We start from the raw sequence: 16,922 nt of genomic DNA, 5'->3' as shown, positions 1-16,922 counted from the left end.
GGCGTTGCTGTACAGCACAGCTCATCCCCAGGCTTCGCGGGGAGGACGGTTGGGCCACCGACGAAGGTGATGTCGCGGACCTGGCCACGCTCGCGCATCTCCGTCATCGCAAGACGGCTGCCTATCCGCGCCAGACGGAGCACTCGGCAAGATCCAATCCAAGGACTACCGTACGGCTGTGACACTTACCGATGCCGATGTGACCACTCTTCTCGCACCAGCCGGCCTCCTGTTCATCAAGCGGATGAACCAGGAGAGCGTCCGATTGCCTCCACTGCCACCGGGACACTCAGCCGCGAGCGCAGGACCGGAGCACGGCCGGTTCGATTCCCGCCCGGACGAGATAGCCCATGTCGACGACGCGGACATGCCCGACAAGGTCAATGCGGGCTGGTTCCGCATGGCAGCCGAGTACGGGCTCTTCAACGAAGATCGCGAGTTCCTGCTCTCAGCCTGCTACGCGAGATACTGGGAAACCGGCACTGGGGACGATGACATCGCGTGGATTCACGTACGCCTCCTCGATGAGTGGGATTTCGTCGCCAGTGAGGTAGATCTGCTGAGAAGTTGGATGGCGAGCCCGCTCACAGAACGCTTCGTGCCGGAGTTCACGATGGCGTCCCTGGACGGGCAGATGAAGTTGAACACCACCGTCTGGGGAAACGGCACAGTCAGCACCATCGTCATACGCCCGCATGACGCCCATACGCAGCCCGGTGGTTGACTGAACGAGAAGCCGCCCAGACATGGAGCGCTAGGAGAAGACGTCCTGTGAGGCGTGCGCCATACGTTAGCAACGGGAACCTTGCGAGTCCGCGAGTATCCGATTACTGATTTCGTTCAGCCTCTCACCGCCCGAATCGACTTGGGCTCCGAGGCCGTCGTCCCTGTCGACTCGCCTCCCTTGACCGGCCGGAATCTGTCGGTCTCGTACGCCATCATTGGCCGCACCTGTATCCGGTGCGTGCCCCTCAAGGAGTGCCATGGTCGTCAATGACGGACCCGGATCACCCGATGACGGCCGAGACGATCAGACCGATCCTGGCCCCGTCCACACCTGGCCTGAGATCGACGCAGCCCCAGACCCGGAGCAGTATTTCCTACTGCACGATGCAGCCGAGAACGGCTCGCCCGAGACGGTCGCGGAGCTTGCCCAGCACATCGACGATGTCGACTTCGTTGACGATGATGAGGAGGAGCATCCCGGCCGTACCGCGCTCTGGACAGCTGTCTTCGCCAATCGTCCCGACAATGCGCGCATCCTGGTGGCCGCCGGAGCGGACCCGTGGCGGCCCATGATGAACGGCTGGTCTCCCGGACGGCTCAGCCTGGCCGGCCCCACGCCCACTCTGTTCAGTATCCCGCCTGGACTAACCGGTCTATCTCCAGCCGAGACCGCCGCCGTAACTGAGGCCAGACGTCTGATGGCCGCGCTGAGGGATCTCAGCTATTTCGGGCTGGGTATGGCCTGCGTGGCCAACATCACCGCGGCCGAGGCGGCACGACGACTGGAAGCCGTATCGGCCGACGTTGAGGACGTTGCAGCGATCATCGAGAATCTCGGGTCCCACTTCGACGACAGCCCGACCGTCGTCGGCGTCACTGATGTACCGGGCGGATGCGTCGTCAGCCAACCATGGGGACCCGTCCCCAACAAGCCAGGAGTCACCAAGCGCTTGTCAGCAGGCACCGTCTGCTACGGAATGTACGACAATCCCAAAGGCGGCCATCACGGAACGGTCTTCCGTGACGGCGTCATGGAGGAAGGGGACACCCACCCCGGCGGTGGCGGCGTATACCCGGACGACCCCGCCGAGGAGATCCTCACCACCTATCTCTACCATCACCACGCCGTGGCCTACTGCTGTGCCCGCACGAGCTTGCGTCTGACCGACACCCGGGCGATCACCGGTCCACCCGACATGTGGGTGAGACTCTCCGAACGGGACTGGTGGCACTGATCAAGCAGCGTGATCCGACCATTTCTACGACAGTTCAAGCACGGGCTTAGTGCTTTCCCTGATCTTTCAACCACGCCATCCACTGGCTCTTCTTGGGCTTCGGGAGGTCCGGGTGGTCGAGCAACCACAGAAGCGCCCTGATCGTCCGGCCGGTCGGCCAGCCCGTCTGAGGGAGATCTGACACCCTGTGGCGTCGCAGCCGGTCATGAGCCGTGGTGTTCCCATCGGAAGTGAGACAGCCATCCAGGCAGGTGGCCAGAGAATGTCTGCGACGGGCGGAGAACACAGATCACTCGATCAACGGTTCCTGCCGTTACTACCCCCTGAGATGGCGTGCGGGTCAGCGTGGTCCTGGTCGGCAAGACCGGTCAGGACTGCGCTGGCCTGCCAGAGTCGCTCCTGCACGGCGATGTCGTACGACGGTTCTGGCGTGCGGCGTGGGCGCTGGTCGGCGAAGAACGCGCCGCTCACCTGCGCGAGGTCGGGCGAGGTCGCCAGATGTACGGCGGTGCGCGCGCCCTGGGCGGGGGTGAGCATGAACGGCCGGGCCAGCGCGGCGACCGGTTTGAGCATGCGGGGCACGCTGTCGGCGATGATGGCGGTGGCCACGATGCCCGGGTGCAGGGCGTTGACCGTGACTCCGGTGCCGTTCAGCCGTCTGGCCAGGGCGTATCCGCACATGACCATGGCCAGCTTGGCGTTGCCGTATGCCTGCATGGGCCGGTAGGCGCGTTCGGACTGCAGGTCGTCCAGGTCGATGGTGGCGGTGCGGCGTGGACCGATCCGGTAGGTCCTGGTGTCGGTGATGGCGTCGGAGGCCACGTTCACCACGCGCGCGGGGGCGCCGGCGATCAGCCGGTCCAAAAGCAGGTTCGTCAGCAGGAACCACGACAGATGGTTGACCGCCAGATGCAGCTCGATGCCGTCGGTGCTGAGCCGGCGCTGGTGGAAGTGCGCTCCGGCGTTGTTGACGAGCACGTGCAGGTGCTCGTGCTGTTCACGGAAGGCCGCGGCCAGCTCGCGGATGGCCCGCTGATCGGACAGGTCGGCCGCCAGGGGGTGCACGTCGGCGTTGCCGGTGGCCGCGCTGACCTGATCGCGCAGCGCGCGAGCCGCCTGCATGCTTCGGCAGACGAGCACGACGGTGGCGCCGCGGCGGGCCAGCTCGGTGACGATCACCCGCCCCATGTCACCGCCCGCACCCGTGACCAGGCACACCTTGCCCGCCATGGATCCTGTGGCCGGGCCGGTCATGCCGCGATCCGGGGTGCCTGGCCGACATAGGCGTCCTCGGCTGCCGCCCGCAGCAGGAAGTCGGCCAGGTCCGCACGGGAGATCCGCGAGGTCAGCGTAATCTTCAGCTCGGTGCCGACGCGATAGCGGCCGGTGTGCGGGCCGTCGGTGAGCGCGGGCGGGCGCACGATCGTCCACCGCAGGTCGTCCGCCTGACGGATCAGCGTCTCCATCGTGTCCTTGTCGCGCATCTTGGCGCCCAATAAGGTCCGCAGAGTCATCACGTACGGCGAATGGTCGCGGCTTTCGGCCGCCCCATGAGCGCTCACCACAAGCAGCCGGGCGGCGGACTTGGCACGCATGGCGGCCAGGATCGCGCGGACTCCGTCGGTGCAGGCAGGTTGCCGCGCCGAGCCCGCCAGCGCGCTGATCACCACCTCGCCGCCGTCCACGGTGGCGTCGACGGCGCCTTGGTCGGCCAGTTCCCCAACGACCACGTGCAGCCGTTCGTGCGAGATCGGCAGGCGTGCGCTGTCGCGGACCATGGCCCGAACCTCGTGCCCCGCCTCCACAGCCCGCACCACGACCAGGCGGCCGGTGGCGCCCGTCGCGCCGAACACGGCGATCTTCATGGCTTCTCCTCATCCCCTCACCCTGATGGTTGGACACTCCAATCGTTGAAGCAAAAGCTTGGAGTTGTCAACCATTGGAGTCTCGTATTATTTTGTGGATGTGGAGGACGCCGAATCGCCGATCTATGACCTCATCGATCTGACCATGGGCCTGGCCGGACGCACGAATGCACTCATCACCGAAGTCCTTGCCGAGCTCGACCTGACCCACGCCCTGGCCAACGCCATCTGGCAACTCGGCGGCGCGCGCACCCCGCCCTCGATGCGCGAACTGGCCCACGACCTGCGCTGCGACCCCTCCACCGTCACCTTCCTGGCCGACCGGCTGGAACAACGGGGCCTGGTCACCAGGACCATCGACCCCACCAACCGCCGCATCAAGATCCTCACCCTGACCGACAACGGCCACCTGGCCAGACGCCGCCTCGTCGAAGCCATGACCAACGGCTCCCCTCTCGCCCGGCTCTCCCCCGAGGACCAGCGCACGCTGCGCACCCTGCTGTCCAAGGCGATGAGCGACTGACAGTGATGACGGAGACGAGCGCTTCCCGCCAAGGTTTGACCCAGCGACCGACTGTACGGAGATCAACAAAGCCCTTAAGCATCGTCCTGAAGGGCCTTTGAACTGCAGAGCCGACGTGGGGAATCGAACCTCAAACCTTCTGTTTACAAGGTCCCCAAACGATTTTCATGGGCGTTCACAGGGGTCCACCACCTCGCCTGGCGGCATCCTCGCCGTACGTCTCCGTCCGCCGCAGTTCAAGATCTCCCGCTCAGCTGACTCCCAAGGTCGCTCCCGCTGAATCGGCAGTCGCTTTCACTGTGATCAGCCCACCTGCCTGTGCCCCTGGCTACCACTCGCCGAGAGACTTGACGTCCCATGAGAGCCGGATTGTGGGCTTGGTCTGGAGCACGACCGGCTCCTTGCAGTCCTCCGGGAACCACAGCTTCAGCCCTTCGTAGCCGGACCGCTCGCGCTCAACCGACAGTCTCCCGAGACGCCGCAGCCGCTTGATGCACGTGATCTCCTCGTCGTCCATGTAGAGGCTGATGTGCGCCTCACCCGCCGTGGGATCGATGGAGAAGAGGACCGATATCGCGTCTCGGGTGAGTTGAAATGAGTGGAGGCCGACTGGCCAATGAACGTCCTCGTACTCGCCTTGCGGCTCGTCCTCGAAGAGCCAGATCAGTTCCGCCAGCTCGGGGATCTCCATGACGGGACCATACTCGAGGACGCCCACGGACAGCAGCAGCCTGACACCGCGCACGCCCGCCCTGCTGATCTGCTTTTCGGCTGCCGGCAGGCATCTGGCGTTCGCGGGAGCGCGGCCTACCGTTCGGGGGTGGCGCACGGTGCCCGGCCCGGTGTCCCGCCGGGCCGGGCACCGTGCGCGTGTCCCGCCGCCGTTCGGGACCGGCCCCAAGGCCGCACGCCCGGACGGCGGGCGGGCGGAGGGCCGGGGGGTACGGCGGCGCGCCGCGCCGCCGCTTGAACACTTCGGATCACCCATTCCGTCAAGCGCCTCAAGAACCGCGACCTGAACGCCACGACCAAGACCCGCATCGCCAGCATCGCGATCACCAAGGACGTCTACGGACACCTGCTCGAAGGTGACCGGCGTGCGGCAACGGAAGCCATCTCCAGCGCCCTCCTGCGGAAACAGACCCCGGTGGCTCCAAGGTGGCTCCCGAAGACGCCAATGACACCGGTTAAAGATCAGAAAAAGCAAGGCCCCTGACAGCATTACGCCTGTTCAGGGGCCTTATGGTTACAGAGCCGACATGGGGAATCGAACCTGTCAACGGCCGAGTGCGTGTCGCCGCTGGTGGCCATCGGGTCCGTCCCGCGCTACGGACTCGACCGGGCCTGCTGATCAGGTACGCCCGCGGCCTGCCGGAACCGGCCCGGTGATACGCCGTACTCGCGGCGGAACGCCCCGGCGAAGGCGAATTCCGTCGAGTAACCGACCTGCCGGGCGATCGCGGCCAGCGACGCGTCGGTCTCCCTGAGCAGGCGCGCGGCACAGTTGAGCCGCCAGCCGATCAGATATGTCATGGGCGGCTTACCGACCTGCGAAGTGAAGCGCCTGGTGAACGTCGCCCGGGACATGCCCACCATCTCGCCGAGTCGCGAGACGGTCCACTGCGTCTGCGGACTGTCATGGATCGCGTCCAGCGCGGTGACGATCGCCGGGTCGGTGATCGTCGGCCAGCCTTTCGGGTGCTTCTCCAGCCATTGGCGCAGCACACTGACGAGCATCAGATCGAGCAGCGCCGACCGCGTGACCTCGGTGCCCGGCTGTGCCAACGACTCTCCTTCGACGAGCAGACTGGTCAACGACCGCCACTCAGGGTGCCGTTCATGGTCCGGAGACACCACGATCAGATCCGGCATCCCGGTGAGGTACGGGTGCACCTGCCCGTGGTCCAACCGGTAGGAGCCGCAGAGAAACTCGAAGTCGGCGGGGCCGGGGACCGACTGGTCCAGATTCATGACATTCAGCGGCATCTCATGCAGAGCGCGCCGGGTGATGCTGAGCCCGTGGTCCGCTCCGGCAGGGACCAGGACGACATCGCCGGAACGCAGGGCGATGGGCGGCGCGTCAGCGCTGATGAGCCAGGCACTGCCGTCGAGGACCAGGTGGAAGCCGCTGCCGGGCTGGCCGCCCAGGCGCAGGCCCCACGACCCCTGCTGCCGGAACCGCCGGATGGCCCGCCGACCGACCCGGAGGCTGGAGACCGCCTGGCTGATCATGTCCACCCTTCGATGCTAACCGTCACAGACTCGTATTCGCCCGCGCCAACGGCGTATGGCCGCACGGCTGGGTGCCTGGTTCAGTGGGTGGACATGACGATACGTACGACCGGACCGTGGGATTGTGTCGTGGTCGGCGCGGGCGCCGCCGGGCTGAGCGCCGGGCTCACGCTCGCCCGAGCACGGCGCATCACGCTGATCATCGACGCCGGACATCAGAGCAACCTGGCCGCGCCGGACATCGGGGGCCTGCTAGGACATGATCGACAAGCTCCCGCGCGGTTCTACGCCGCAGGGCGGGTGGAGCTGGCGGCGTACCCGTACGTCGAGTCACGGCCGGGAGAGGTCACCCGAGGCGAGCATGAGGAGGACGGAGGCTTCGCCGTGACGTTGAGCGACAGCCGTCGCGAGTGGGCACGGAGCATCGTCCTGGCGCCGGGCATGGACTACCGCTATCCGCGGCTGCCCGGCATGGACGAGCGATGGGGAAGCTCGGTCTTTCACTGCCCGTTCTGTCGCGGTTGGGAGGTCAGTGATCGCCCGCTGGGTGTGCTGGCGGCCGGCGCGGTCGGCGTACACGGAGCGCTGAACCTGCGGGCCTGGAGCGATCGGATCACGCTGCTGACCAACGGCAGCGGCAAGCTGACCGATGAGCAGCGTGAGCAGTTGGCCGCCGGTGGGGTGGGCGTGGACGAGCGGCCGATCGCCGCCCTCGACGGTCCGGCCGCCGAGCTGCGGAGCGTGGTCTTCGCCGGCGGCGGCGAGCTCGCCATCGAGGCCCTGCTGGTGAAGACGGTGCTCCATCAGCGCTCGTCGCTGGCCAGGGACCTCGGCGCGACGGTGATCGAACCGGACGAGATGCTCAGCGTTGAGGCGATCAAGGTGGACGCGATGCAGCGGACCGGTGTCCCCGGGCTGTACGCGGCCGGGGACGCGGCCACCTCGGTCCCGCCGTCCATGGCCGCCGCCGTCGCGTCGGGCCACCTGGCCGGCGCGAGCGCCGCGGTGGGCCTCGCCGCGGGCTACTGAAAAACCTGGTCCATCGTCAGCCACACATCCCGGGTATCTCGATCTCGGGAATCAGCCACTCGCCCGTTAATCGCCACTCGTAGGTCTCGATCAGGGGTCTGAGGGACATGAGCAACTCTTCGAGACCCAAGCAATGGCCGTCACGCCACATGGCGAATGTGAGCATCCGAGTCGCCGCCGCTGGGCCTCCTGCCAATCGAAAGACCACGTTGCTGTACGGAGATCACAAAGGCCCTCCGGGATCTTCCCGAAGGGCCTTTGAGCTGCGAGCCGACGTGGGGAATCGAACCCCAAACCTTCTGTTTACAAGACAGATGCTCTGCCGATTGAGCTACGTCGGCACGGCCTACCAGTGTAGACGGTCAGCGACGTCGATGACGAGCTACCTCGTACAACGTCACCCCTGCCGCCACCCCCGCGTTCAGCGACTCCGCCGCCGCCCGCATGGGAATCCGGGTCACGACATCACAATGCTCCCGTACCAGCCGCGAGAGCCCCTTCCCCTCGGAGCCCACCACGACGACCAGCGGCTCCCCCAGCAGCTCGACGTCGCCGATGTCGACCCGGCCCTCGCCGTCCAGTCCGATCACGAACAGTCCGGCCTCGCGGTATTCGCGCAGCGCGGCCGTCAGGTTGGCGGCGCGGGCCACCCGGAGGTTGGCCAGCGTGCCCGCGGAGGTCTTCCAGGCGCCGCCGGTGACTCCGGCGGAGCGCCGGGACGGGATGAGCAGGCCGTGGGCGCCGAAGGCCGTCGCCGAGCGGGCGATGGCTCCCAGGTTGCGCGGGTCGGTGACCCCGTCCAGGGCCACGATCAGGGGCACCTCGGCCGCGTCGTGGGCGAGCTCGACCAGCTCGGAGGGGTGCGCGTAGTCGTAGGCCGGGATCTGCAGGGCCACGCCCTGGTGCACGGCTCCCTCGGTGAGGCGGTCGAGCTTGTCGCGGGAGACTTCGAGCAGGGCGATGCCGCGCTCGGTGGCGACCCTGACCGCGTCGCGTACGCGGTCGTCGTTCTCGAGGCGCTGGGCGACATACAGAGCGTTGGCCGGGACGCCGGCGAGCAGGGCCTCCAGGACGGGGTTGCGGCCGCCGATGTATTCGGGGGCGTCCTCGGAGCGCTTGGGCTTGGCCGCGCCGGGGCGCCGGGCGCCACCGCGGTCCTCGCGGGTGATGCGCTCGGCGCGGGCCTTGTCTTTGTACCAATGGCGCATTTCGGCAGGCGGGGTCGCGCCCCGGCCCTCGAGCCCGCGGCGCACCTGCCCGCCGGTGCCCTTGGACGGGCCCTTCTTCTTCGCGGGCCTGCCCGACGATCTCCCAGCTGCCATGGCACCAAGGGTACTCGGGCCACCGGCCAGCTCATGCCGAACGCTAGCGGCCGAGCTCCCAGCGGGCCCCGTGGGGAGTGTCCTCCACGACGATGCCCGCCGCCGCGAGCTGGTCCCTGATGGCGTCCGCCGCCGCGTAGTCCTTGCGGGCGCGGGCGGCCTTGCGCTGCTCCAGAGCCACGGCCACGAGTGCGTCGACCACCGGCTTGAGGTCCGAGCCGGCCTCGCGCCACTGCGGGGCGCGCGGGTCGAGGCCGAGCACGTCGAGCATGTTCTGGGTCTCGGCCAGCAGGCGGGCGACCGCCTCCTTGTCCCCCTTGGCCAGGGCGACGTTGCCCTCGCGGACCACCTCGTGCACGACGGCGAGCGCCTGCGGGGTGCCGAGGTCGTCGTTGAGCGCGTCGACGAACGCCTGCGGGAGCGGGGCGTCGGCGTCGACGTCGTGGATGACCTCCGCAGCCCGGGTCACGAACCCCTCGATCCGCTGGTAGGCCGCCGCGGCCTCCAGCAGGGCCTCCTCGGAGTAGTCGATGGCGGAGCGGTAGTGCGGGGTCGCCAGGTAGTAGCGCAGCTCGACCGGGCGGACCTTCTGCACCATGTCCGGGATCAGCAGCGAGTTGCCCAGCGACTTGCTCATCTTCTCGGCGCCGATCTTGAGCATGCCGTTGTGCATCCAGTAGCGGGCGAAGCCGTCGCCGGCCGCCTGCGACTGGGCGAGCTCGTTCTCGTGGTGCGGGAAGACCAGGTCGATGCCGCCGCCGTGGATGTCGAACGTCGGCCCCAGGTATTTGGTGGCCATCGCCGAGCACTCCAGGTGCCAGCCGGGACGGCCGGGACCCCAGGGGGTGGGCCAGGTGGGCTCGCCGGGCTTCTCGCCCTTCCACAGGGCGAAGTCGCGCGGGTCGCCCTTGCAGGACTCGTCGTCGGTGTCGGCGGCGCCCCGCATGTTGGCGAGCTTCTGGTTGGACAGCTTGCCGTATTCCTGCTCGTACGACATCACGTTGAAGTAGACGTCGCCGCCGGCGGCGTAGGCGTGGCCGCGCTCGATGAGGCGCTCCATCAGCACGATCATCTCCGGCACGTGGCCGGTCGCGCGCGGCTCGACGGTGGGCGGCAGGCAGCCGAGCGTGTCGTACGCCCAGGTGAAGGCGCGCTGGTTGCGCTCGGCCACCACGAACCAGGGCACGCCCTCGGCGGCCGCCACTCGGATGATCTTGTCATCGATGTCGGTGACGTTGCGGCAGAACGTCACGTCGTATCCGGAACGCGTCAGCCAGCGGCGCAGCACATCGAAGTTCACGCCGGACCGGATATGCCCGATATGGGGAGGTGCCTGCACCGTGGCGCCACACAGGTAGAGCGACGCCCGGCCGGCTTGGACCGGAACGAATTCACGAATGGCGCGCGCGCTGGTGTCGTATAGGTGCAGGCTCACGAACGCAAGGCTAACGCCTCAGCCCGCCTCACATGCCGAATAATCATCCCCGCAACGTCACCTTGTCCGGCCGGATACGCACAATGAGCCGCTCAGCGCCCGGATGCTCCTTCCAGGGGTTTCCGGTGTACTTGTGCGCCAGTTCCTGAATGAGCGCGCCCTCCGGGTCGTCCTGAAGGGTCACCCGGCCGCGCACCTCCACGTAGCGGTAGGGGTCGTCCGGGTCGATCACCAGGAGGCTGACGCGCGGATCGCGGTCGACATTGCGCGGCTTGCGCCGCCCCTTGACTGTGGAGAACAGCACCTCGTCGCCGTCCGTACGCACCCACACGACCGTCGACTGCGGCCCGCCGTCCGGGTTGAGGGTGGTCACCACGGCGTGGTTCGGCGCGTCGAGGAGTTCGCGAGCGCGGGGGGGAAGCTCAGTCATGTGTCTCTCCCTTGATCGGTCCTGATCCCTATTGTTCTGTAGGCTCGACAGCGCCATGGAAGTGACTCCCCCCTCTACGCTGCGCCGCCTGGGCATCGCCCTGGCCGGGCTCGCCGTCGCCGCCCTCACCGGGGCCGCTTGCGTGCTGTCGTTCGACGATCTCCGCAGCCTCGCCGTGCGCGGTGAGGGCAGACCGGACCTCGCCTACCTCTATCCGGCGGCGTTCGACGCCCTGCTGGTCGTCGCGCTGATCAGCGTGCTGCTCGTACGCTCGGCCCGGACGCTGGTACGCGTCCAGGCCGCGCTCGTGCTGGTCCTGCTGATCGTCGCGGCCGCCGCCGTGGACGTGCTGGCCGCGCTGCGCTACGACTTCCCGATCCCGCCGACCGCGGTGGGCGTGGCCGTCGCGCCGTGGGTGATGCTGGCCGTCGCCTTGTGGCTGTGGTTGCTGCTGATCAAGCATGTGCAGGCCCGCAGATCCTCCCCGACCAGCGACGACGGTACGGATCCGCACGACATCGTGCCGTTCGACGCGGGCGTACGCACCGAGACGGCGCCACGGCCCGGCGGACACCATGAGGGTCCGCCGCCGCTCGTCACGCCGGCCGACGCCGTGCCGCCGCCCAGGAGGGCGACTCCGCTGGAGTCGACCCCGGTCGTGGGCCCGACGGCCGCGCCGGAGACCCCGCCCATCTCGGAGCAGGTCACCCGCTGGCACACGGCTCCCGAGCCCGCACCGGACCCGCGCCCCGACCACCCGGGCGACTCGGAATCGGCACGCGGACCCGTGCGAGACGAGCAAGACCGGCGAGACGACACTGCGGAAGCGGCATTGAAGTCCGACACCCAGCCCAACGCCCGGCCCGAGGCCGAGCCGACCCCGGAGAGGCCAGAGAGGGCAGAGAGGGCAGAGAGGCCAGAGCCCGAGTCCGCCGCCGCCTCCCAAGCCGCCTCCCAAGTCGGCCCAGAACCCGTGGCAGAAGCCGGCCCAGAAACCAAGCCCGAGGCCGAGGCCGAGCCCCAGGCCGAGCCGCAGCCCAAGTTACGGCGCCCGGTTCGCTGGGGTGACCGTGTCAAGCCGACCGACGTGCTGGTGCATCCCCGCCAGAGCAGGGTCGCGGAGAAGGACGTCGACACCCAGCCGGTCGCCGTCATCACCGACACACCGTCCGCACGCGAGAACGTCTCGGCGGCAGCCTCCCAAGAGGGCCGCGACACCGCCCCCGTACCGGATCCCGCCCCCGTACCGGATCCCGACCACGGTGCGGAGGCAGCCGACGATCACGAGCGCGGCGACGCCGGCGCTCCCGGGACCGCCGGAGCGGCCCGCTCACGAGACGAGTCGCTGGAGGACACGGCCCCGCACCCGGTCCTCCCGGACTCCGGCCCCGCCCAGGACGCCCCCTCAGGCCGTCTGCGCAGCACCCCGCTCCCGCCGGAAGACGACTGACCCAGGACCAGGACCCAGAACTCAGAACTCAGGCACAGGCGAGGACAGGGGAACGCGAAAGGCCCGCTCGGCCTTGCCGAGCGGGCCTTAACGCAGGTCGCCGTGTCGTTTGGGGTACGGCACGCCGTCAGACGTTGCTACCACGTCGTAGCCCCGCGACGAGGCCGACACCGACGATGGCCAGCACAACCTGCATCACGAGCTCGATCCAGTCGATGCCGGGGGTCGTCTCGACGCCGAGTACCTGAGCGAGCAGCGTGCCGACCAGTGCGGCCACGATGCCGACAACGATGGTGAGTATCCAGCCGATGGCCTGCCGGCCAGGAAGCAGCAGACGACCGATTGCACCGATCACGGCGCCGATCACGATGGCGCCAAGGATGGACTGGATTGTCATGACACAAACCTCCCCGTGAGGGTGAGCCGTTCATCCTCACGGGTGGTGAAATACCCGATCCCGAGCCTTTATGCACGGGAATGTTGTTTATGCAGGTCAGATGGTAGTTCGGCCGGTTCCGCCGGTCTTGCCCTGCGCCATTTTCGCCACGATCGCGACACCGATCACGGCCAGCACGAGTTGAAGGATGTGCTCGATCCAGTCGATCCCTTTGGTGTCGGCCCAGCCGAACGCCTGGGCGATCAGGGTGCCGAGCAGGGCGGCCACGATGCCTACGATCAGCGTCAGGCCGATGGACATGTTCTGCCGGCCGGGCACTATCAGCCGGGCCAGCGCGCCGACGATGGCACCGATGACTACTGCGGAAACGATCGCGCCGATCATGTGGTAGCTCCCCCCGAGACGTTCACATGTCTGGAGGAGACTTACCCGACAAAAGCGCAGATCATCCCTGGTAGACGGCGATCCGTACCGCGCCAGTAACGGACCGCCGCCGTCCAGGGGGTGCGGACCGGAGTCCGCCCATCTACAGACGCCCGACGCCTACGGATGGTTGACCACGAGCGCGGTGGCGACGGCGGCGACGCCCTCGCCGCGCCCGGTGAGACCGAGCCCGTCCGTGGTGGTCGCGCTGAGGCTCACAGGAGCCCCCAGAGCCGCGCTGAGCGCCTTCTCGGCCTCCTGGCGCCGGGGAGCCAGTTTGGGGCGGTTACCGATCACTTGGACGGCCACGTTGCCGATCTCGAAGCCCGCCTCGCGTACCTTGCGGGCGGTCTCCTCCAGGAGGGTGAGCCCGGACGCGCCCGCCCAGCGTGGATCGGCGGTGCCGAACAGCCCGCCGAGGTCGCCGAGGCCGGCGGCCGAGAGCAGGGCATCGCAGGCCGCGTGCGCGGCGGCGTCGCCGTCGGAGTGTCCGGCCAGGCCGGTCTCGCCGGGCCAGTGCAGGCCGGCGAGGTGAAGCTGCCGGCCAGATGCGAACGGGTGGACGTCGACCCCGACGCCCACCCGTGGAAGCTTCGTATTCAGGAGTTGAGAACCTCGTCGAGCAGGGCTTCCGCCTTGTCCTCATTGGTCTTCTCGGCAAGAGCCAACTCGCTCACCAGGATCTGGCGGGCCTTGGCCAGCATGCGCTTCTCCCCAGCGGACAGGCCGCGCTCGCGGTCCCTCCGCCACAGGTCGCGAACGACTTCAGCGACCTTGTTCACATCGCCGGAGGCGAGCTTCTCCAGATTGGCCTTGTAACGACGAGACCAGTTGGTCGGCTCTTCCGTGTGCGGCATTCGCAGGACGTCGAAAACCTTCTCAAGGCCTTCCTGACCAACAACATCGCGCACACCGACGAGTTCTGCGTTTTCGGCTGGCACCTGGACGGTAAGGTCGCCCTTGTCGACCTTGAGCACCAGGTAGGTCTTTTCCTCACCCTTGATGGATCGCTTGGTGATTGCTTCGATCCGAGCAGCCCCATGGTGGGGGTAGACGACAGTGTCGCCGACCTGGAAAGTCATGTGACAAGTACCCCTTCCGCTGTACTCCAGAGTACCACGCGTCCACAGCCTCCCGGAACAGTGAAATCATCATAACTGCAGGTCAAAGGCGCATATTGGGGGTTGACAACCCGTCAACTCTATGAATCGCATATGGGGACATAGCTAATGACCTGCAGGGGTGCGGATATGACCTTGGAATCAGGTCGATATGGTGGGCGCTGCACATCCCGCATGCGCTAGACCCTAGGAGAACCCGTCGTGACCAGCCGTCGCTGGATTGTCGCCGCCGCCGCGTTCCTGGTAGCCCCTGTTGTGGCCGGCTGTTCTGTCGGATTCGATGCCAACACCGCCACGCCGTACGCCCCGGCCGAAGGTTCCGCCCTCATCGAGCAGGGCTCCTACGGCAAGCAGAGCATCCACATTCCCCAGGCGTTCATCCTTGGCCCTGACTCGGGCGGGCAGATCCCTTGGCGCGGGTCCGTCCCCGTTTACCTGAACATTCTCAACTCCGGGAGCACCCCGGACACTCTGACGGCGGTCAGCGCCGGCGCCGCGGCCCAGGCCAAGCTCACCGCGCCCGTCCAGCTGCCGAGCAACCAGCTCGTCAACACCGGCAAGCCGGCCCCCCAGATCATCCTGGAAGGCCTCTCCAAGGGCCTCAGAGGCGGCGAGAGCATCCGCCTGGACCTCCAGTTCGCCAACGGCGGCACCGTGTCCATGGACGTCCCCGTGGTCACCCGCAGCCGCGAGTACACCGCCTACCCGGCCGTCCCTGGCGCCATCCCCGCCCCGACCCCCACCGCGACCCCGGAAGCGGCCGAGGAAGAGGCCCACTGACGAGCGAAAACCCTTGTTCAGGTACGGGACCCGTACCTGAACAAGGGTTTCTCAAGCGGCTTCCTCGGTGGCGTCGAACTTGTAGCCGAGGCCGCGCACGGTCAGGATGCAGCGCGGGTTGGACGGGTCGGCCTCGATCTTCGCGCGCAGCCGTTTGACGTGCACGTCGAGCGTCTTGGTGTCACCGACGTAGTCGGCGCCCCAGACGCGGTCGATGAGCTGGCCGCGGGTCAGCACCCGGCCGGCGTTGCGCAGCAGCACCTCCAGCAGCTCGAACTCCTTGAGCGGGAGCTGCACCTGCTCGCCGCGGACCGCCACGACGTGCCTGTCGACGTCCATCCGGACCGGGCCGACCGCGAGCACGGCCGTCTCCAGCTCCTCCACCACGTCGCCCTGGCGGCGCAGCACCGCGCGGATCCGGGCCACCAGCTCGCGGGAGGAGAACGGCTTGGTCACGTAGTCGTCGGCGCCCAGCTCCAGGCCCACGACCTTGTCGATCTCGCTGTCCTTGGCGGTCAACATGATCACCGGGACCTTGGAGCGCTGCCGTAGTGAGCGGCACACCTCGGTGCCGGACAGGCCGGGCAGCATCAGGTCGAGCAGCACCAGGTCGGCGCCGCTGCGGTCGAAGGCGTCGAGCGCGTCGGGGCCGGTCGCCGCGATCGAGACCTCGAACCCCTCCTTGCGCAACATGTAGGAAAGGGCGTCGGAGAAGGACTCCTCGTCCTCCACGACCAGGACTCGGGTCACGGAGCGACCTCCAGGGGAATCGAGGGTGGTGCGGCCAGGGCCTTGCCGCCGAAGGCGGGCAGTCGAAGGGTGAACGTGGAGCCGGAGCCTTCCTTGCTCCACACGGTCACGTCGCCCGCGTGCGCGGCCGCGACGTGCTTGACGATGGCCAGGCCGAGCCCGGTGCCGCCGGTGGCGCGGGAGCGGGCGGCGTCGACGCGGAAGAAGCGCTCGAAGATGCGTTCCTGCGACTCCTCGGGGATGCCGATCCCCTGGTCGCTGACGCTGACCTCGACGCTGCCCCCCGCGGGCCTGGCGCTGATCACGACGCGGGTGTGCTCCGGGCTGTAGACGATGGCGTTGTCGATGAGGTTGCGCAGCGCGGTGATCAGCAGGTCGTCGTCACCCCAGATGCGCAGGCCCTCGGTGCCGCCGGTGACGAGCGTGATGTCCTTGGCGCCGGCCCTGGTCTTGCAGTAGTCGATGGCGACCTGGACGGCCTCGTCGATGGAGACCTGCTCAGGGGTGGGGATCGCCTCGGCGCCCTGGATCCTGCTCAGGGTGATGAGGTCCTGCACCAGGTAGGTCAGCCGGGCCGCCTCGTGCTGCATGCGACCGGCGAAGCGGGTGACGGCCTCGGGGTCGTCGGCGGCGTCCTGGACGGTCTCGGCCAGCAGGCTGAGCGCGCCGACCGGGGTCTTGAGCTCGTGGCTGACGTTCGCCACGAAGTCGCGGCGCACGGCCTCGACCCGGCGCCGCTCGGTCTGGTCCTCGGCCAGCACCAGCACCTGGCCGTAGGAGCCGAGCGGGGCGACGCGGACCGCGAAGTTGGTGTTCTCGTGTCCGAACTTGTGGGCCGCGACGTCGATCTCCGTCTCCCGGATCTCGCCGTCCCGGCGTACCTGTCTCGCCAGCGCGAGCAGCTCCGCGGCCATCAGGCGGTCGCCTTTGACCAGCCCGAACGCGCGCGCGGCCGAGCTGGCGCGGAGCACGTGGTCCTGCGCGTCCAGCACCACCGCGGACGAGGGCAGCACCGCCAGCACGGACGCGATGCCCTGTGGCAGTGCCCCGGCCTCCGTCTCGGCCTCTTCGCCTGGCTTGGTGCTGGGAGCCTCGATCTGATTGCGGTAGAACAGCACCGCGAGAGCCCCCACCACGAAGCCGGCCAGGGCCGCGAAGCTCATGGCCATCTCACTCATGTTGTCGATGGTAGGCGGCGCCGGCC

General features: G+C 68.0%; 19 protein-coding genes and 1 tRNA gene. 6 read left to right on the top strand and 14 right to left on the bottom strand.

The features are described from left to right. The first annotated feature begins 178 nt into the window (after nt 1-178). Nucleotides 179-724, top strand: a complete 546-nt coding sequence (locus tag OHA68_RS18520) for a hypothetical protein (protein ID WP_327108771.1) — start codon at nt 179-181, stop codon at nt 722-724. Between the two features lie 259 nt (nt 725-983). Continuing rightward, the gene (locus tag OHA68_RS18515; protein ID WP_327108770.1) at nt 984-1,961 is read left to right on the top strand and encodes an ankyrin repeat domain-containing protein; all 978 of its coding nucleotides are present in this window, start codon (nt 984-986) and stop codon (nt 1,959-1,961) included. Between the two features lie 297 nt (nt 1,962-2,258). Here OHA68_RS18515 and OHA68_RS18510 read toward each other — a convergent pair whose 3' ends face one another. Both OHA68_RS18510 and OHA68_RS18505 read right to left on the bottom strand, forming a co-directional pair. Next, nucleotides 2,259-3,191: an SDR family NAD(P)-dependent oxidoreductase gene (locus OHA68_RS18510; protein WP_327108769.1), complete on the bottom strand. Its 933-nt coding sequence runs from the start codon at nt 3,189-3,191 to the stop codon at nt 2,259-2,261. Between the two features lie 20 nt (nt 3,192-3,211). Then, nucleotides 3,212-3,826, bottom strand: a complete 615-nt coding sequence (locus OHA68_RS18505; RefSeq protein WP_327108768.1) for an NAD(P)-dependent oxidoreductase — start codon at nt 3,824-3,826, stop codon at nt 3,212-3,214. Between the two features lie 100 nt (nt 3,827-3,926). Here OHA68_RS18505 and OHA68_RS18500 point away from each other — a divergent pair, with 100 nt between their 5' ends. Continuing rightward, entirely contained in the window at nt 3,927-4,349 is a 423-nt protein-coding gene (locus tag OHA68_RS18500; protein ID WP_327108767.1) for a MarR family winged helix-turn-helix transcriptional regulator, read from the top strand. 328 nt (nt 4,350-4,677) lie between these two features. Here OHA68_RS18500 and OHA68_RS18495 read toward each other — a convergent pair whose 3' ends face one another. Both OHA68_RS18495 and OHA68_RS18490 read right to left on the bottom strand, forming a co-directional pair. Beyond that, nucleotides 4,678-5,040, bottom strand: a complete 363-nt coding sequence (locus OHA68_RS18495; protein WP_327108766.1) for a hypothetical protein — start codon at nt 5,038-5,040, stop codon at nt 4,678-4,680. A gap of 635 nt (nt 5,041-5,675) precedes the next feature. Further along, a complete protein-coding gene (locus OHA68_RS18490; protein ID WP_327109521.1) occupies nt 5,676-6,581 on the bottom strand; it encodes an AraC family transcriptional regulator in 906 nt (301 codons plus the stop codon). 93 nt (nt 6,582-6,674) lie between these two features. Here OHA68_RS18490 and OHA68_RS18485 point away from each other — a divergent pair, with 93 nt between their 5' ends. After that, on the top strand, nt 6,675-7,610 hold the full coding sequence (locus OHA68_RS18485) for an NAD(P)/FAD-dependent oxidoreductase (protein WP_327108765.1): 936 nt from the start codon (nt 6,675-6,677) through the stop codon (nt 7,608-7,610). 268 nt (nt 7,611-7,878) lie between these two features. Here OHA68_RS18485 and OHA68_RS18480 read toward each other — a convergent pair. The 4 genes from OHA68_RS18480 to OHA68_RS18465 all read right to left on the bottom strand — a co-directional run bounded on the left by OHA68_RS18480 (nt 7,879) and on the right by OHA68_RS18465 (nt 10,797). Beyond that, nucleotides 7,879-7,951 (bottom strand) — tRNA-Thr (locus OHA68_RS18480). Between the two features lie 21 nt (nt 7,952-7,972). Beyond that, a complete protein-coding gene (rlmB, locus tag OHA68_RS18475; RefSeq protein WP_327108764.1) occupies nt 7,973-8,932 on the bottom strand; it encodes a 23S rRNA (guanosine(2251)-2'-O)-methyltransferase RlmB in 960 nt (319 codons plus the stop codon). A gap of 43 nt (nt 8,933-8,975) precedes the next feature. Then, the gene (gene cysS, locus OHA68_RS18470) at nt 8,976-10,367 is read right to left on the bottom strand and encodes a cysteine--tRNA ligase (protein ID WP_327108763.1); all 1,392 of its coding nucleotides are present in this window, start codon (nt 10,365-10,367) and stop codon (nt 8,976-8,978) included. A gap of 43 nt (nt 10,368-10,410) precedes the next feature. Then, complete coding sequence (locus tag OHA68_RS18465) at nt 10,411-10,797, bottom strand: PPOX class F420-dependent oxidoreductase (RefSeq protein ID WP_327108762.1); 387 nt, start codon at nt 10,795-10,797, stop codon at nt 10,411-10,413. A 55-nt stretch (nt 10,798-10,852) separates the two neighbouring features. On the opposite strand from OHA68_RS18465, the gene OHA68_RS18460 reads away from it, so the two are divergent. After that, a complete protein-coding gene (locus tag OHA68_RS18460; RefSeq protein WP_327108761.1) occupies nt 10,853-12,247 on the top strand; it encodes a DUF2637 domain-containing protein in 1,395 nt (464 codons plus the stop codon). A gap of 127 nt (nt 12,248-12,374) precedes the next feature. Here OHA68_RS18460 and OHA68_RS18455 read toward each other — a convergent pair whose 3' ends face one another. The 4 genes from OHA68_RS18455 to OHA68_RS18440 form a co-directional block, all read right to left on the bottom strand. After that, a complete protein-coding gene (locus tag OHA68_RS18455; RefSeq protein ID WP_327108760.1) occupies nt 12,375-12,644 on the bottom strand; it encodes a GlsB/YeaQ/YmgE family stress response membrane protein in 270 nt (89 codons plus the stop codon). Between the two features lie 96 nt (nt 12,645-12,740). After that, entirely contained in the window at nt 12,741-13,028 is a 288-nt protein-coding gene (locus OHA68_RS18450; RefSeq protein WP_327108759.1) for a GlsB/YeaQ/YmgE family stress response membrane protein, read from the bottom strand. Nucleotides 13,029-13,187: 159 nt separating this feature from the next. Beyond that, nucleotides 13,188-13,649 carry a 2-C-methyl-D-erythritol 2,4-cyclodiphosphate synthase gene (gene ispF, locus OHA68_RS18445; RefSeq protein ID WP_327108758.1) on the bottom strand — a complete coding sequence of 154 codons (462 nt, stop codon included), beginning with the start codon at nt 13,647-13,649 and terminating at the stop codon, nt 13,188-13,190. A gap of 17 nt (nt 13,650-13,666) precedes the next feature. Beyond that, entirely contained in the window at nt 13,667-14,149 is a 483-nt protein-coding gene (locus tag OHA68_RS18440) for a CarD family transcriptional regulator (protein WP_189141336.1), read from the bottom strand. Nucleotides 14,150-14,389: 240 nt separating this feature from the next. On the opposite strand from OHA68_RS18440, the gene OHA68_RS18435 reads away from it, so the two are divergent. Further along, entirely contained in the window at nt 14,390-14,968 is a 579-nt protein-coding gene (locus OHA68_RS18435; RefSeq protein ID WP_225277663.1) for a copper chaperone PCu(A)C, read from the top strand. A 51-nt stretch (nt 14,969-15,019) separates the two neighbouring features. Here the strand turns inward: OHA68_RS18435 and OHA68_RS18430 are convergent, their stop codons facing one another. After that, nucleotides 15,020-15,718, bottom strand: coding sequence for a response regulator transcription factor (locus OHA68_RS18430; protein WP_189141337.1), 699 nt, complete (start codon nt 15,716-15,718; stop codon nt 15,020-15,022). Then, nucleotides 15,715-16,887 (bottom strand): sensor histidine kinase, encoded by a 1,173-nt coding sequence (locus OHA68_RS18425; protein WP_407674503.1) that lies wholly within the window; start codon nt 16,885-16,887, stop codon nt 15,715-15,717. Before OHA68_RS18425 ends, OHA68_RS18430 begins: the two co-directional genes overlap by 4 nt. Nucleotides 16,888-16,922 lie beyond the last annotated feature (35 nt).

It is taken from the genome of Nonomuraea glycinis (assembly GCF_035920485.1).
GTDB lineage: Bacteria > Actinomycetota > Actinomycetes > Streptosporangiales > Streptosporangiaceae > Nonomuraea > Nonomuraea glycinis.
This window is presented reverse-complemented; position numbering and strand designations above follow the sequence as displayed.

Excerpts from the sequence above, each read along its gene's own strand:
- OHA68_RS18505 (WP_327108768.1), bottom strand. The coding sequence starts at position 3,826 with ATGAAGATCGCCGTGTTCGGCGCGACGGGCGCCACCGGCCGCCTGGTC.
- OHA68_RS18465 (WP_327108762.1), bottom strand. The coding sequence starts at position 10,797 with ATGACTGAGCTTCCCCCCCGCGCTCGCGAACTCCTCGACGCGCCGAAC.
- OHA68_RS18425 (WP_407674503.1), bottom strand. The coding sequence starts at position 16,887 with ATGGCCATGAGCTTCGCGGCCCTGGCCGGCTTCGTGGTGGGGGCTCTC.
- rlmB (WP_327108764.1), bottom strand. The coding sequence starts at position 8,932 with ATGGCAGCTGGGAGATCGTCGGGCAGGCCCGCGAAGAAGAAGGGCCCG.
- OHA68_RS18485 (WP_327108765.1), top strand. The coding sequence starts at position 6,675 with ATGACGATACGTACGACCGGACCGTGGGATTGTGTCGTGGTCGGCGCG.
- OHA68_RS18450 (WP_327108759.1), bottom strand. The coding sequence starts at position 13,028 with ATGATCGGCGCGATCGTTTCCGCAGTAGTCATCGGTGCCATCGTCGGC.
- OHA68_RS18510 (WP_327108769.1), bottom strand. The coding sequence starts at position 3,191 with ATGGCGGGCAAGGTGTGCCTGGTCACGGGTGCGGGCGGTGACATGGGG.
- OHA68_RS18460 (WP_327108761.1), top strand. The coding sequence starts at position 10,853 with ATGGAAGTGACTCCCCCCTCTACGCTGCGCCGCCTGGGCATCGCCCTG.
- OHA68_RS18515 (WP_327108770.1), top strand. The coding sequence starts at position 984 with ATGGTCGTCAATGACGGACCCGGATCACCCGATGACGGCCGAGACGAT.
- OHA68_RS18455 (WP_327108760.1), bottom strand. The coding sequence starts at position 12,644 with ATGACAATCCAGTCCATCCTTGGCGCCATCGTGATCGGCGCCGTGATC.
- OHA68_RS18495 (WP_327108766.1), bottom strand. The coding sequence starts at position 5,040 with ATGGAGATCCCCGAGCTGGCGGAACTGATCTGGCTCTTCGAGGACGAG.
- OHA68_RS18490 (WP_327109521.1), bottom strand. The coding sequence starts at position 6,581 with ATGATCAGCCAGGCGGTCTCCAGCCTCCGGGTCGGTCGGCGGGCCATC.
- OHA68_RS18440 (WP_189141336.1), bottom strand. The coding sequence starts at position 14,149 with ATGACTTTCCAGGTCGGCGACACTGTCGTCTACCCCCACCATGGGGCT.